General features: G+C 39.9%; 16 protein-coding genes and 1 other RNA gene. 7 read left to right on the top strand and 10 right to left on the bottom strand.

Annotation, left to right across the window (positions count from 1 at the left end; all coding sequences use genetic code 11):
• Positions 1 to 133 precede the first annotated feature (133 nt).
• Positions 134 to 892 carry a DNA polymerase III subunit epsilon gene (gene dnaQ / locus M1F05_RS03755; protein ID WP_206084632.1) on the bottom strand — a complete coding sequence of 253 codons (759 nt, stop codon included), beginning with the start codon at positions 890 to 892 and terminating at the stop codon, positions 134 to 136.
• Positions 893 to 946: 54 nt separating this feature from the next.
• Between dnaQ and rnhA the strand changes: the two genes are divergently transcribed.
• A complete protein-coding gene (gene rnhA / locus M1F05_RS03750; protein ID WP_206084630.1) occupies positions 947 to 1,417 on the top strand; it encodes a ribonuclease HI in 471 nt (156 codons plus the stop codon).
• On the opposite strand, the gene M1F05_RS03745 is transcribed toward rnhA, so the two are convergent.
• Positions 1,414 to 2,145 carry a class I SAM-dependent methyltransferase gene (locus tag M1F05_RS03745; protein WP_318825972.1) on the bottom strand — a complete coding sequence of 244 codons (732 nt, stop codon included), beginning with the start codon at positions 2,143 to 2,145 and terminating at the stop codon, positions 1,414 to 1,416. The genes rnhA and M1F05_RS03745 overlap by 4 nt on opposite strands.
• Before the next feature lie 34 nt (positions 2,146 to 2,179).
• Here M1F05_RS03745 and gloB point away from each other — a divergent pair, with 34 nt between their 5' ends.
• The 4 genes from gloB to M1F05_RS03725 all read left to right on the top strand — a co-directional run bounded on the left by gloB (position 2,180) and on the right by M1F05_RS03725 (position 5,535).
• Complete coding sequence (gene gloB / locus M1F05_RS03740) at positions 2,180 to 2,935, top strand: hydroxyacylglutathione hydrolase (RefSeq protein ID WP_206084624.1); 756 nt, start codon at positions 2,180 to 2,182, stop codon at positions 2,933 to 2,935.
• 80 nt (positions 2,936 to 3,015) lie between these two features.
• Complete coding sequence (gene mltD / locus M1F05_RS03735; protein ID WP_206084622.1) at positions 3,016 to 4,389, top strand: murein transglycosylase D; 1,374 nt, start codon at positions 3,016 to 3,018, stop codon at positions 4,387 to 4,389.
• A gap of 500 nt (positions 4,390 to 4,889) precedes the next feature.
• Complete coding sequence (gene tomB / locus M1F05_RS03730; RefSeq protein ID WP_225820328.1) at positions 4,890 to 5,258, top strand: Hha toxicity modulator TomB; 369 nt, start codon at positions 4,890 to 4,892, stop codon at positions 5,256 to 5,258.
• 73 nt (positions 5,259 to 5,331) lie between these two features.
• Complete coding sequence (locus tag M1F05_RS03725) at positions 5,332 to 5,535, top strand: HHA domain-containing protein (protein ID WP_004905417.1); 204 nt, start codon at positions 5,332 to 5,334, stop codon at positions 5,533 to 5,535.
• 356 nt (positions 5,536 to 5,891) lie between these two features.
• Here M1F05_RS03725 and ffs read toward each other — a convergent pair.
• Together ffs and M1F05_RS03715 are read right to left on the bottom strand one after the other, a co-directional pair.
• An RNA gene (ffs, locus tag M1F05_RS03720) (signal recognition particle sRNA small type) lies at positions 5,892 to 5,988 on the bottom strand.
• A gap of 152 nt (positions 5,989 to 6,140) precedes the next feature.
• Positions 6,141 to 6,599, bottom strand: a complete 459-nt coding sequence (locus tag M1F05_RS03715; protein ID WP_206084618.1) for a YbaY family lipoprotein — start codon at positions 6,597 to 6,599, stop codon at positions 6,141 to 6,143.
• A gap of 238 nt (positions 6,600 to 6,837) precedes the next feature.
• Between M1F05_RS03715 and tesB the strand changes: the two genes are divergently transcribed.
• Complete coding sequence (tesB, locus tag M1F05_RS03710) at positions 6,838 to 7,704, top strand: acyl-CoA thioesterase II (RefSeq protein WP_206084617.1); 867 nt, start codon at positions 6,838 to 6,840, stop codon at positions 7,702 to 7,704.
• Between the two features lie 132 nt (positions 7,705 to 7,836).
• Here tesB and amtB read toward each other — a convergent pair whose 3' ends face one another.
• The 5 genes from amtB to M1F05_RS03685 all read right to left on the bottom strand — a co-directional run bounded on the left by amtB (position 7,837) and on the right by M1F05_RS03685 (position 13,702).
• Positions 7,837 to 9,117, bottom strand: a complete 1,281-nt coding sequence (gene amtB, locus M1F05_RS03705; RefSeq protein ID WP_206084616.1) for an ammonium transporter AmtB — start codon at positions 9,115 to 9,117, stop codon at positions 7,837 to 7,839.
• Between the two features lie 10 nt (positions 9,118 to 9,127).
• Complete coding sequence (locus M1F05_RS03700; protein WP_206084614.1) at positions 9,128 to 9,466, bottom strand: P-II family nitrogen regulator; 339 nt, start codon at positions 9,464 to 9,466, stop codon at positions 9,128 to 9,130.
• A gap of 173 nt (positions 9,467 to 9,639) precedes the next feature.
• Entirely contained in the window at positions 9,640 to 11,424 is a 1,785-nt protein-coding gene (locus tag M1F05_RS03695; protein WP_206084613.1) for a SmdB family multidrug efflux ABC transporter permease/ATP-binding protein, read from the bottom strand.
• The gene (locus tag M1F05_RS03690) at positions 11,421 to 13,166 is read right to left on the bottom strand and encodes a SmdA family multidrug ABC transporter permease/ATP-binding protein (RefSeq protein WP_206084611.1); all 1,746 of its coding nucleotides are present in this window, start codon (positions 13,164 to 13,166) and stop codon (positions 11,421 to 11,423) included. The genes M1F05_RS03695 and M1F05_RS03690 overlap by 4 nt, the downstream gene beginning before the upstream one ends.
• A 74-nt stretch (positions 13,167 to 13,240) precedes the next feature.
• Positions 13,241 to 13,702 (bottom strand): Lrp/AsnC family transcriptional regulator, encoded by a 462-nt coding sequence (locus tag M1F05_RS03685; RefSeq protein WP_206084610.1) that lies wholly within the window; start codon positions 13,700 to 13,702, stop codon positions 13,241 to 13,243.
• A gap of 277 nt (positions 13,703 to 13,979) precedes the next feature.
• Between M1F05_RS03685 and queC the strand changes: the two genes are divergently transcribed.
• Positions 13,980 to 14,675: a 7-cyano-7-deazaguanine synthase QueC gene (gene queC / locus M1F05_RS03680; protein ID WP_206084609.1), complete on the top strand. Its 696-nt coding sequence runs from the start codon at positions 13,980 to 13,982 to the stop codon at positions 14,673 to 14,675.
• 55 nt (positions 14,676 to 14,730) lie between these two features.
• Here queC and M1F05_RS03675 read toward each other — a convergent pair whose 3' ends face one another.
• Complete coding sequence (locus M1F05_RS03675) at positions 14,731 to 15,156, bottom strand: acyl-CoA thioesterase (RefSeq protein WP_206084608.1); 426 nt, start codon at positions 15,154 to 15,156, stop codon at positions 14,731 to 14,733.
• Positions 15,157 to 15,221 lie beyond the last annotated feature (65 nt).

The raw sequence follows: 15,221 nt of genomic DNA, 5'->3' as shown, positions 1-15,221 counted from the left end.
CCATGCATATTACGAACACTTCATTAAGCAGTCAATACTTTTTCTTGAAAAATCGCGCAGTTGAACAGTTTTTAGCCCAAATAATAGGATAAATCACCGCACCTTTATTACGCTTAGCAAAAACCACTCAAAACTAATGCAAAGTTTCTTCTTCATCAGACTGCCGCCAAAGGCAAGGTTTTCCACCTTTCTTATCAACAATATCAAGGCGAGCTTCATGAGCAATAAGTTCTTCATCAGAAGCATATAACACAGTTAAACCACTTGAAGGTCGTTCAATACGTTGAATTTCATATGCTTGCTCATTATTTGCTGATTCGGCATCCATCGAGAATGATAACGACGTTTGCCCCCCCGTCATCGCAAGATACACGTCTGATAAAATTTCAGCATCGAGTAAAGCGCCGTGCAACGTACGTTTAGAGTTATCAATTAAATAACGGTCACATAAGGCATCTAAGTTATTGCGCTTACCTGGAAATAACTTTCGTGCCAACACCAAACTATCCGTGATAGTACAAAAATCGGCTGTGGGTGGGATCCCTCTATTGAGTTTACGGAACTCATAATCCATAAAACCGATATCGAAGGGCGCATTGTGAATAACTAATTCTGCCCCTCGAATAAATTCAAGAAACTCATCAGCAATGTCAGCAAAGACGGGTTTATCTTGTAAAAATTCATCACTGATCCCATGAACCTCAAAAGCTTCAGGATCCACTAAACGATTCGGTTTGATATAAACATGGAAATTACGACCAGTTAAGCGTCGGTTAATGACTTCAACCGCGCCAATTTCAATAATGTTATGGCCTTCATAATGAACACCAAGCTTATTCATACCTGTTGTTTCAGTATCGAGGACAATTTGTCGGGTTATCGCCGTGCTCATAATGGTATTTTGTGTCAAACTAGAGGTGAATGAATATTATAGAGTGTACCAGAAATGACAAAGCAGGTAGAAATTTTCACGGATGGTTCCTGTTTGGGTAATCCAGGACCAGGTGGATACGGTGTTGTCCTTCGTTATCAACAACATGAAAAAACGCTCAGTGACGGCTATTTTATGACGACTAACAATCGCATGGAGCTGCTTGCTGCCATTGTTGCCCTTGAGTCCCTCAAAAGACCATGTGATATCATCCTAACCACAGATAGCCAATATGTTCGCCAAGGTATTACTCAATGGATCCATGGCTGGAAACGTAAGCAATGGCGAAAAGCCGATAAATCCCCAGTCGTTAATGTGGACTTATGGAAACGTCTTGATGAAGCAATCCAACCCCACACGATTGATTGGCGCTGGGTGAAAGGCCATGCAGGCCACCCTGAAAATGAAAAATGTGATGAGTTAGCACGCGAAGCTGCATCATCTCCAACAAAAGAAGACACTGGATATCAACCCGCAAAAGACTAAGCACTTGGCTTTTTCGTGCGTTTACTTAACTCTTTTGCTGCCCCTAATGCGGTGCCAATTTTCATTTTCGGTTGTTTGAATTTTAATGGTGTTGGCGTGAGCGGGTATGTTCGTTTTCTCGCCACGATGACACTAAGCACACCAATTCCACCACCGCTTTTATTGATCCACCGCTGCGGGCTCATCCATGGAATTACGTGGCAATTCCGATGATATAACACTTCATAATTTAATAGACTCAGCCAATCAAATACCCTAACCGATGGAAAGAAACGGCTACAATAAGGCTGTCTTTTACGTAAAACAGGAACTAACTTTGCTAACCCTGCGAGGCTAAATGGATTAAACCCTGTAAAAATCAGCCAACCATCATCGATTAATACGCGGTCAACCTCTCTCAATAGCCAATGTGGATCATGGCTATATGCTAAACAATGTGAGACTAAACAAGCATCAATCGACTTTGCTGTAAAAGGTAAAGCATCGGGCTGCGCAATAAGGTTAAAGCGGGGGTCGTTCTCCCCCACATTGAATTGATGGGAGATTAGACATTCTTCGGTATGGATTTCAGTGCTTAAATGCCCTAACTTAAGGAGATGAAAACCAAACATTTTCGGCCACCAAGGACGAAGCTGGTTTTCCAGGGCTTGCTGGTATTGTTCGCCAAAAGGAATATCAGACCAACTAACGGGCATTTGAATTTTTTTATCAATACGCGCAGGCTTCATGACATTCCCCTATTAAACAGTTTTCGAGGTCATTATGGAGTTAATTCGAGTCCCCGCTTTAAATGATAACTATATTTGGGTTTTAGCAGATAACCAAAAACAGTGTATCATCGTTGACCCTGCGGAGGCAGAGGCTGTGCTCGAAATAATCACCCAGAGGCACTTAACCCCTGTCGCCATCTTATTAACCCATCACCATAATGATCATACCGGTGGTGTGGAAGATATTTTAAACAAATTTACAACGTTACCTGTATTTGGTTCAAAAGAAACCGCAGATAAAGGCGCTACTGAATTAGTTGCAGATGGCGATAACGTCGTCGTCAATCACTTCAACTTCCAGGTTATCTCTTTATCTGGGCATACCACTGACCATATTGGTTTCTATCAAGCACCTTATTTATTCTGCGGTGATACTTTATTTTCCGCAGGCTGCGGCCGTATTTTTGAAGGTACGCCAGAACAAATGTATCAATCTATTCAGAAAATTGCTGCCCTGCCCGATGACACTCTCATTTGTTGCGCCCACGAATATACTTTATCAAATCTAAAGTTTGCGCATCATATTTGGCCTGAAAATGAAGCAATTACACAATATTTACAAAAGATAACGCAAATGCGTGACAAACATCAACCTACAGTACCTACCACATTGAAAACAGAGAAAAAGATAAATATTTTTCTTCAGTGTGATAATCAGCAATTACAGAAAAAATTGCAAATTAATATGCAAAATCCACCTTTGAGGGCCGTTTTTACCCTGTTACGTCAATTAAAAGACCAATATTGAAGTTTATTGATTGTCATATCGGGGTGGGGTAAGTATTATTGTTCGACTTTTAAACATTAAAATGAAGAACAATAGAAAAAATGAAGATAATCGCGACGCTTATCGCCATTGTTCTGCTGGCTGGATGCCAAACTACCCCGAAAAAAGTTAAGCAGAATAAACCCACAGTAAATCATACAATTGAAACCATTGCTTCACATAACCAAGCGGCTAGTCGACAACAATCTAAAGTTGATTATGACTTATGGGGCTATATTAGTGATGAATTAAAAATGGACATCCCTGATAACCCACAAATTAGGGAAATGGCCAACAGTTATATGAATAAACAAAGTTTTGTCTACGATGTGGCATTAAGGGCTGAGCCTTATATGTACCTCATCGTAGACGAAATTAATGAACGTAACCTCCCGATGGAACTCGCTTTAATCCCAATTATTGAAAGTTCATTTAATCCCAAAGCGACCTCCCCAGCACAAGCCGCTGGCTTGTGGCAAATAGTGCCAATCACAGCCCGCTCTTATGGGTTAAAACAAACTCAATGGGTTGATGAGCGCAGAGATGTTCTTTCATCTACCAATGCTGCATTTGATTTACTCGAGAACCTAAATGTGATGTTCGGCCATGATTGGGCACTCACTTTAGCGGCTTATAACTGCGGTGAAGGTTGTGTGCAAAACGCGATTAAAAAGAACGAAGCAGCTGGCCTTCCAACTGACTTTTGGTCACTATCATTACCGAAAGAAACTAAACAGTATGTCCCTAAAATTTTAGCACTAAGTAAAGTATTAAAAAATCCAGAGCAGTATCAAGTTAATTTACCGACAAGCAATAAAAATAGAGCACTAACACAAGTGGATGTCGGTCAACAAATTACCTTATCCCAAGCGGCTGAGCTGGCAGGGTTAACAGTTGAATCCGTCAAAACCTACAACTCTGGTTATACCCGAGGGATTACATCTCCCACAGGGCCACACTATATTATGTTGCCTACTGCAAAAGCAGAGCAATTTAAAACCTCACTAACAGACCAAGAGGTTTTAGAAACAATTCGCCTTGCCACTGTGCAAAATCAACAAATTAAAGCAATAACACAACCAACAGCGATTTCAACGGCTCGCCAAAATCGTGCCAAGGTCACCACGTATAAAGTCCGCAAAGGTGAATCTATCGCCAGTATTGCTCAAAAATTCAATACGACAGCGAAAAACATTCAGAAGCTAAATGGCCTTAAAACAGCTAGCGTGATTAAACCAGGCCAAATGCTCAAAGTTTCAGGTGCCGCACCAGTCGCTAATAGTCGTAAAAGCACAGTGTACAAAGTTCGCAAGGGTGATTCTTATTACAGTATTGCAAAACGCCACGGGATCAAGCTGAATGATTTAATGACTTGGAACTCTGGAGTCAAAATGGCAGACCTGAAACCTGGCGTTACATTAAATCTCTATCTCTAAGTTGCAACCTAATTTAAAAACCTTTACTTCATTTTGTGAAGGTTTTTAAATACCTCATCTAATAGGTTGAATAAAACTATTTAAATACTCTGAATGGAGTAATACTTTTTATAAGATGTCTTATGTCAACTTTCATCTCTGATTGTATTTAAAATACACGGGTGATTTAAATACACTATAAAATTGTGTTTAGTCAGAAAATCCCGTATCCCCTCTAAAGTAGAAAAAAGTGGTTAATAGAGGGTGACTTATGTCATAATAGTGATATTATTGCTCTTACACTGAGGCGGTTTTCACTGCTAGTCTGTATTTGAATATTACTTATGTTAATAGTATAAACCTTCAAACATTCAATGTTTTTATAATAACCTTATATTTTTCAATATATTAACAACCCATGTTTTTACATTGAACATAAGTGCTTTTAATTAGTTATTATGGCTGTATTATTGATATAAAAAGATACATAGCAAACGTCAGATTCGCCTGCGGAGGTGATTATGGATGAATACTCACCCAAAAGACATGATATAGCAGAACTTAAATACTTATGTAATAGTCTGAATCGGGACGCTATTTTAAGTTTACAACAAACAAATACACATTGGATTAATGACTTAAGCTCTGACCAAAGCGCGGCGCTTAATGAACTCATAGAGCACATCGCAGCATTTGTTTGGCGATTTAAAATCAAATATCCAAAAGAAAATCTTGTTATTTCATTAATCGAAGAATATCTCGATGAGACTTACGATTTATTTGGTAGCCCTGTCATCACATTGAGTGAAATTATTGATTGGGAAACAATGAATCAAAACCTTGTCGCTGTGCTGGATGACGATCTAAAATGTCTAACCAGCAAAACTTAAAGGCTTTATTTATCTTTAGTCTAACTATCATATTGTATATTACCGAGTTATTTCTCATAAAAGAAAGGGCGTTATGACCAAATCTGATTATCTGATGCGTTTAAGAAAATGCACAACAATTGAAACACTTGAGCGAGTGATTGAAAAAAACAAGTATGAATTATCTGATGATGAATTGGAATTGTTCTACTCAGCAGCAGATCATCGCCTTGCTGAACTGACAATGAATAAACTCTACGATAAAATTCCAGCTTCTGTTTGGAAATTTGTTAGATAATATCTTAGAAACACGCACAGATAGTAAATGGTTATAGCCGGTAACAACATTTATCGGCTGAACTCATTATTATTCAAACACAATTATTGGCATTATTTTAATGCTAATACCCCTTTTACGCTGTTTATTTTCCTCTCAAACTTAAAAAGCAACTCATTTTAACAATTAATGCGATATTTTTAACTTTGTTCTATTTATATATTAGGCATTATTTAAAAACACAAAACCACCTTAACACTTATATAAAATTTAAATGTTAAATAAATTAAAGGTAACTTTATTAGTTATTAGCACTGGGTTGAATGTATTTAAATAATATTAAAGGATAAAGTAAGAAATGAAATTTTGGGTGGGAGCCCTGCCAGCGACATCCCGGCACACACGACCCCTGCTATGGCTGCTTCCTTCCGGACCTGACCAAGTTAACAAGTTAGCGTTGCGGGAGAACCAACAGAGCCCCCATTGAATGCTTCTTTCGAAGCAAATGCATTATGCTCGATCGCCGTTTAAATAGCAAGAATACTGCGGCTAAGTGCTGATTTATTACACAAAAAAGACAACCTATTAACCGTAAAATCGAAAAATTAGGTGCGATAAAAATAACGTTAATTGGCAGGCACCATTAATAATTCAATATTTTTGGTGACACCATTATTAATCACTTCAACCACAGAATCCGTGATATAAAGCAGCTTTCCATCAGCATTAACCGTTGCATTCACAGTCAGTTTACCTTCAGGCCTTACCTCATTTTTATGATAAGTTAACTCAAAAGGTATGGTCGGGCGATTATTGAATGAATCATAGTATTTTTGAGACAAAATAAGCGCAGGCAAATCCGTTATTGAAGTATCTGCAAGCGTAACAGTCATAACCGCACCTGCAGGTATAACAGAGCTCTGCACAATCACAACACGCCCTTCGATTTTTCCTGAATCAACAGTTTGGTTGTTATGGCTAGTTTTACTATTCAGTGTTTTTTCACCTGGCTTCGTGTTATTCCCTTCACAGCCGATTAAAGAAAAAACAAATATAAAGCTAACTAAGTAGCGTAAGAACATCATAATTATGACCTATAAGGCAATGTTTAATAACATATTTAAAAAACTTGAAATTGGAGAATCTTTTTTTGATGTGGGAATTGAAAAAAGTATAACCAATTTGAATAAAATAACAAAATAATATTTCAAATTGTAACTGCAAGTAAGCGTTAGTTTACCCTTACACAATCTATCTACCTATTTTGGTAAAATAATGGGAAAATACCGACATCTCATTATTTTTAACGGTATTAAGGTAATTATGAGCCCAGAATTACAGAACTTAATTAGCCTCATTGAACTAGAAAAAATTGAAGAAGGTATTTTCAGAGGGCAAAGCGAAGACCTTGGTTTACCACAAGTTTTTGGTGGTCAAGTTGTTGGGCAAGCCATGTATGCCGCTGAACAAACGCTTCCTGAAGATCGCTTTATTAACTCTTTTCACAGTTATTTCTTACGTCCTGGCGATAGCTCTCGCCCTATTGTGTACGACGTGGAAATTTTACGTGATGGTGGAAGTTTTAGTGCACGCCGTGTCAGTGCCATTCAAAATGGCCAACCAATATTCTTTATGACGGCTTCATTTCAAACCCAAGAAGATGGATATTCACATCAAAACTTGATGCCTGACGTTCCACCTCCTTCTCAATTAATTTCTCAAGATGATATTGTGCAAGCATTGGCCGATAAATTGCCTGAAGCCGTCAAAAAATATGCCTTAAGGCCTAACCCTTTCGAATTTAGACCAGTTGAATTCTACAGCCCATTTGATGCGCCACCTCAAGAGCCATTCCGCTATATTTGGTTTAAAGCTAAAGGGCAATTACCCAATATACCTTCACTACATCATTATTTATTAGGCTACGCTTCTGACTATAATTTTTTACCTGCCGCTTTACAGCCCCACGGTCGTGGTTTTATGGAAAGAGATTTACAAGTCGCGACCATTGATCACTCAATGTGGTTCCATCGCCCTTTTAAAATCGATGATTGGTTACTTTATGCAGTCGAAAGCCCATCAGCGTCTGGCGGAAGAGGCTTTGTGAAAGGGCAAATTTACAATCCTCAAGGTGATCTTGTTGCAACTGCTGTGCAAGAAGGTGTTATACGTCAAAGGCAACCTCGCTAGACAACATCGATTGAAAAGTAAGTGATTACTTACTCAGCAAAAAGGTAATGGCAGTGTTGTGTATACTGCCATTATCAATTTGAATAGAACACAGTTTTATCCTGAATTCATAAATAAAAGTACGTGGCAGCCTTAGTTATAAGCACTTTCACCGTGGGAAGTAATATCCAAACCTTCTCTTTCCTTTTCGACACCAATTCTTAACCCTGATGTCTTCGCTGCAACCATAAAAGCAATAAATGCAACAACAGCGGTCCATACAACACACACTAAGATGCTAAACGCTTGGATACCGACCTGTTTTAGCATCGTGATGCCTTCCGCAAAGCCACTTCCTCCTAATGAACTTGAGGTAAATACCCCTGTCAGCAAGCAACCTAAAATACCGCAGACACCATGAACGCCAAAAACGTCACAAACATCATCGACTCTCAGCTTACGTTTTAATATTACCACGCCCCATAAACCCGCAATCCCTGAAAGCAGCCCAATGATTAATGCGCCGCCAACGCCAACAGTTCCAGCCGCAGGAGTGACCCCAACAAGTCCAGCTAAGCAACCCGAGCAAGCACCAAGTAAAGACGGTTTATCCCTAAAAATCCATTCCGCCAATGTCCACGATAAAATCGCACCAGAAGCCGCTGCAACGGTGTTAACAAAGGCTAAAGCAGCTATACCATCAGCACTTCCCGCAGAGCCTGCATTGAATCCAAACCAACCAATAAACAAAATGGATGTCCCCATAAATACCATCGGCAAGTTGTGTGGTTTAATCGCCTCTTTACCAAGCCCTGTACGATGGCCAAGTAAGTAAGCACCAACTAAGCCTGCGACTGCCGCATTAATATGTACGACAGTTCCTCCCGCAAAATCCAATGCCCCATCTTGTGAAAGAATTCCGCCCCCCCAAACCATATGTGCCATAGGTAAATAAGCAAAAGTGGTCCAAATAACAGTAAAAATTAAAACGGCTGAAAATTTAATCCTCTCGCCTAAAGCTCCGATCACTAGCGCCACGGTTAAACATGCAAATGCCCCTTGGAATGCAACATGAACAAACTGCGGAATTGTTGCGGATAAGCTTTCCACTGTAATTCCCTTTAACATCACAAGGCTAAATCCACCAAAAAATGCATTCCCCTCACTAAATGCTAAGCTGTACCCATAAACAATCCAAATAACAGAAACCAACGCTAGAATTACTGTCGTCTGTGCCATAAGTGAAAGTACGTTTTTGCTTCTTAATAACCCGCCATAAAACAAAGCAATACCTGGTACAATCATGAAAATCACCAAGGCCGTGGATATCATCATAAAGGCATTATCTGCTTTATCTAATCCCTCTTGGGAAGCCAAAACGGTCATTGGAAAACTACTTGCTGCTATTAATATATATTGAAACCATTTACGCATCGCCGTTCTCCTAAAGTGCTTCATCTTGTTTTTCACCCGTACGAATTCGTACTGCTTGCTCAAGTGGCAAAATGAATATTTTTCCATCGCCAACTTGACCGGTGTGTGCCTTTCTCTCGACTGTTTCAATGACTAACTCGACTAACTCATCTGGAACGGCAATCTCCATTCTCACTTTAGGTAAAAAATCGACGGTATATTCTGCCCCTCGGTATAATTCAGCATGCCCTTTTTGTCGTCCAAAACCACGCACTTCTGTCATTGTCATCCCTTGAATGCCAATTTCGGACAACGCCTCGCGAACCTCATCTAATTTAAATGGCTTAATGATTACGATGATATATTTCATTCTCACTCCTATAAGTCATCTCAATAGCACGCTCATCCTCTATGAGCGCTACTGACTTATGAGCAAATCTCATGCCAAAAACTATTTATTGTTTAAATTCAATTAGAAACAACAAAATAAAAAACCACTCGAATGAGTGGTTTTCTAGGATGCATTATAATAGTGCAGAATAATTAGCTAGTTACAACCTCAATCCCAGCATCACAGCGGGCATTTAAGGATTCACCGACCTGTTGCAACTGGTACATTTGATAATAACGCCCTTTTTGTTGTAAAAGATGCGAGTGAGTCCCTTTCTCAACAATTGCACCACGATGCAGCACAATCACTTCATCAGCATCAACAATGGTTGATAAGCGATGCGCAATTACCACCAGCGTTGTATTTTCACGAATAACACGTAACGCCTTTTGAATCGCTTGTTCTGTGCCTGAATCAATATTTGCAGTTGCTTCATCCAAAATAAGAATTTTAGGCGTAACTACTAGCACCCGAGCCATCGCTAATAGCTGCCGCTGCCCAACAGACAGTGTATTTCCTTGCTCGCCAAGTACAGTATCTAAACCCTCCGGAAGCTGTCGAACTAAGCCTGCAAGTTGCACAGTTTCAAGCACTTCCCATACTTTACCTTGGCTAACATCACGCCCTAATGCCACATTATCAAAAAATGAAGACGCTAATACGACAGGGTCTTGCTGAACCATCGCAATACCGTTACGCAAAGTTTGGTGAGACAACGTGTGTAAATCACGACCATCCAGCAATATTTCACCTTTTTGCCATGGGTAATACCCCATAATCAGGTTAGCAATCGTGCTTTTACCGCTTCCAGTGTGACCAACCAACGCAATAAAGTGGTTATTCGGCACATGCAGATTAATATCATTCAAAACTAATTTATCATCGCGATAGGCAAAAGAAAGGTGATTAATGGTAATTGAGCCACCTTGTAATGGAGCAATGCTTTCGCCATAGCCTTGCTGTGGGCTATCCATTAACTCAAAAACACGCTCACCAGAAACCACGGCTTGCTGCAACATCGATTGCTGTGATGTTAATTCAATTAGCGGTTCATTTAATCGGCCTAAATAATTAATAAAAGCATATAAAACGCCTACCCCAATCGTTGTTGTCCCTTCAATGCCAAATAAGAATAGTAAACCACACAGGATAGAAGCAGAAAATAAGCTAAGTAATGGACGTAGCAACAAACCATCCAGCTTTAATGCTTTCATTCTCGCTTTATAATGCTCTTGACTCACATCCTGCATTTTTGCGCCAAACCGAGCTTGCTGCAAAAATTGTTGGATCACCGTCATACCATTAATAACTTCATTAAAACCGTTATTTATATCCGCAAGATATGAACGGACTCGACGAATAATCGGTGTGCTTAGACGTTGATAAGCTATCATCACAACAAATACAGCAGGAAAAATCATTACTGCAACTGATGCCATTCGCCATTCAAGGGAAAACATCGCGACTAACATGGCGCAAATCAGCGCTAAGCTACGAAACACCGTCGGAACAACCATAACAAAAAGGTCTTTGATCACTTCAGTATCATTAGTAACGCGAGAAATTAGCTGACCAACGGGCTGTTTATCAAATGCACTTAACGGTTGCCGAAGCGCCGCATTCATCACATCAGTACGCAAGTTTTGCACCACGCCGACAGCGGCTTTATTAAATAAAATGATTTGGTAATAATGCAGTAGCGCAGCAATTACCTGTAGCAATATAAAACCAATAACCATATACAAGGTCAGTGGCATGATAATTTCTTTTTTAGCCACCATATTATCAATAAAGTAGCTAACGAGCAGAGGCCCACTGACCTCCGCAATTGCAGCTAGCCATAACATACCAATAGCAATACCCATCGTGCCACGGTAAATTTTCCCGTAGGAGAGAAGCCGTTTTAATGCTGGCCAAAGTGGTTTTTTCTGGCTCATAGTTCACCATCCAAAGCCGCTTCAATTTGTTGATAATGATACATATCTTTATACCAGCCTGGCTGACTTATTAGAGATTCATGCTCACCTTGAGCGGTTATTGTCCCTTGAGATAGCACTAAAATAGTATCGGCCTCCACTAAGGCAGATAACCGATGAGCACTAATAATTAACGTTCGTCCTTGTCGCCAGTGGCTTAAGTTCTGCAATATAGTAAATTCTGTTTGCCCATCCACTGCGGAAAGGGAATCATCCAACACCAATATTTCTGCGTTTTGTAAAATTGCCCGTGCAATAGAAATACGTTGTTTTTGCCCCCCTGAAAGCATAACGCCTCGCTCACCCACTTGCGTCTCATAACCTTCTGGCAAACGCAAAATATCATCATGCACACAGGCAATTCGTGCCGCTTCTTCGATTTCAGCTTGCGTGGCATCTGGTCTGCCAAGAGCAATGTTTCCTGCCACAGTATCTGAAAACAAGAAAGGGGATTGGTTCACAATCGATAACCTTGCACGCCATTCATCTAGTTTAATTTCAGATAACGGCAACCCTTGATAGCAAATGTCCCCGTCAGTCACATCAAATTGTCGCTGTAATAACGTTAATAATGTGGATTTTCCTGATCCAGTCGGCCCACAAATACCTAAAAACTGTCCTGGTTTTAAGTTGAATTGGACATTGTATAGCGAGGTTCGAGCTGTTTCTGGGTAGCTAAAAGCGCTAATGTTCACACTCAATTCACCTTTTTCAGGTTGCAATGAATGCGAGCCATCGTTAATCACCAGTGGCTCATTTAATAAGCTTAAAATTCGGCTATAAGCGGCACTACCGCGTTCAACAATATTAAACATCCAAGCCAGGGCTAACATTGGCCAAATCATTAGCCCTAAATACATAATAAAGCTAGTGAGTTCACCTAACGTGAGCGAACCATCTAATACCATCCAGCTCCCACCCGCGATAGCGAGTAAATTCGCCATGCCGATTGCCATAAATATCGTTGGGTCAAAACGCGCATCAATTTTTGCGACATGCATATTACGGCGGCCTGCTTCGGTCGCCACTTGCTCAAACTGGTTAGATTGATGGTCTTCAAGACCAAAAGCCTTGATCATGCGAATGCTTGTTAAACTTTCTTGTGCATGGTTGTTTAATGATGAAAATGCGCCTTGGGCATGCTTAAACCGATGGTGAAGCTGATCCCCATAACGCTTGATGACGATAGCCATAATTGGCATCGGAATCAACGCCAGTAAGGTTAGCTGCCAGCTGATCTCAACACTCATCATAATTAAAACAGCGCATCCCATAACCAACGAGTCAACTAGCGTTAACACCCCTTCCCCTGCTGCAAATACGACACGATCTACGTCATTTGTCGTACGAGCGATGAGATCCCCTGTACGATATTTCAGGTAAAATGCTTGGTTTTGCAGACTTAATTGGCGATAGAATTTCTGGCGTAGTTGAACAGCCAGTTTATAAGAGGCTCCAAATAGCCAAAGCCGCCAAACATATCGCAAGCCATAAACAATTAATGCAATGAATAACATTAGCAGGACGTAGTTGACTAGTTGACTTCTCGGCATGGTTTCTTTGCTAATCCCATCAACAACCACGCCAACAATGCGAGGAGGAATGAGCTGTAAGATAGCAATGACAATCAAAAAGCAAACAGCGCCGAGATAGCGCCGCCATTCACTTAAAAAATACCATTTTAGTTGTGAAAATAATCGCACGTATTGCTGCCTTGAATGATTTTAATTAATTTATACGCCTTAAGCTGCCTTATATTGTCTTTTCTGCCGACAATCTAATCAGGGATAGGTAACACTGTTGTATATTTGATTTTTTCCATCGCAAAGCTTGAAGTGACATCAATTAAACCCTGAACACCATTCACCAGCTTTTTATAAAAAAGGTCATAAGATTTCATATCATGCACTTCAACTTGCATCAGGTAATCATATTCCCCCGCCATACGGTAAAACATCAGTACCTCTGGCATCTGACTAACAAATGACACAAATTGCTCATACCACTCACTATTATGGTGCTGAGTTTTTATCGTTACGATAACCGTCAAGCCTAACCCCAGCTTTTCGCCGTCAAGTAGCGTAACTCGTCCACGAATGTAGCCTTCATCTTCGAGACGTTTTAGGCGCTTCCAACACGGTGTAGAGGTTAAATTAACCGCTTCAGCGAGTGTATTGAGGGATAAGCTACTGTCATTTTGCAATAAACAAAGCAGTTTTTTGTCTATTTTATCTAACATGATTGCTCTCTTGGCTTAGATGTAAATGCTTTTTGTTATGTTTTTAATATTGGAAACCTTATTATGCAAAACATCATCATTCAAAAAAAATAATAGCGTCACCAATTCGCTTTATTATAGAATAATTTTATACAAATTAAAGAATAATAGGATAAATAGCACATCAAATAGACTAAACCTATAAAAATAAAACTGTTAATTATGTTATCACCTCGCTAACATGGAAAACTAAAACCTCATTTTCTTGAATTACATGAATTATCACCAAGGAGTGACTATGAAACGCGCGGTTGTCGTCTTTAGTGGTGGGCAAGACTCAACAACTTGTCTGATCCAAGCCTTAGAAAATTATGATGAGGTGCATTGTGTCACTTTCGATTATGGACAACGACATCGTCAAGAAATTGAAGTTGCGCTGAAATTAAGTGCATCATTAGGCGCAACAGCCCATAAAGTTTTAGATGTCACATTACTCAATGAATTAGCCGTGAGTAGTTTGACGCGAAACAACATCCCTGTCCCTGATTTTGAAAAAAGCGAGGCGAGTGGATTACCGAGTACCTTCGTACCTGGGCGCAATATCTTATTTCTGACCCTAGCAGCAATCTACGCTTATCAGGTCCAAGCAGAAGCAGTGATTACTGGCGTATGCGAAACCGATTTTTCAGGTTACCCCGATTGCCGTGATGAATTTGTTAAAGCGCTTAATCACGCCGTCACTCTTGGTTTAGCAAAGGATATTCGCTTCGAAACGCCCCTTATGTGGCTAAACAAAGCCCAAACTTGGGCGTTAGCTGATAGTTACGGTCACCTTAACACCATCAAAGAACAAACGCTAACTTGCTATAATGGTATTCAAGGCGATGGCTGCGGTGAATGTGCAGCCTGCCATTTAAGAAGCAATGGCTTAAACGAATACTTAAACCAAAAAGAAGCTGTAATACAGTCATTAAAACAACTACAAGCTAAATAATGCAGTAAGCAAGTTTACCTACCTGATAATCAAGATCAGGTAGGCTTTCATTTAATTAACTAATAAAATCATCAATAACCGCATTAAATGACTCCAGCTTCTCACGCAGCTCTTCATCAATCATAATCGCTTTATTAGTGAGGTTATCAATAAATACGAAAGTGACATAAGCATCAGAGACGACTTCTGATTGCCCTGCTTTATTACGAATAATTTGTTGATAGCACACCGCGCTTTTAGAACCGATTTTATCCATCCGTGTCACAACAGTGAGTTCATCCCCCAGCAATACCCCCTGAATATAGTTCACATTGATATTCACGGCAGCCATGGTTAAATTGCTTTGTATTGCCCAACTGATAAAGTTGCGCTTATTCATCCACTCCCAGCGGTCTGCCTCGTAGAACTCTAAATAGCGTGCATTGTTTACGTGCTGGAATACATCAATATGATAACCATGAACTTTAATCTTTGTTGTCATAACTACTCCGACCAGTTTATATTCCGATAACATAAAAATAACAAATGTACGGAAAATATGCTGAA

It is taken from the genome of Providencia sp. PROV252 (genome assembly GCF_033676005.1).
GTDB lineage: Bacteria > Pseudomonadota > Gammaproteobacteria > Enterobacterales > Enterobacteriaceae > Providencia > Providencia vermicola.
This window is presented reverse-complemented; position numbering and strand designations above follow the sequence as displayed.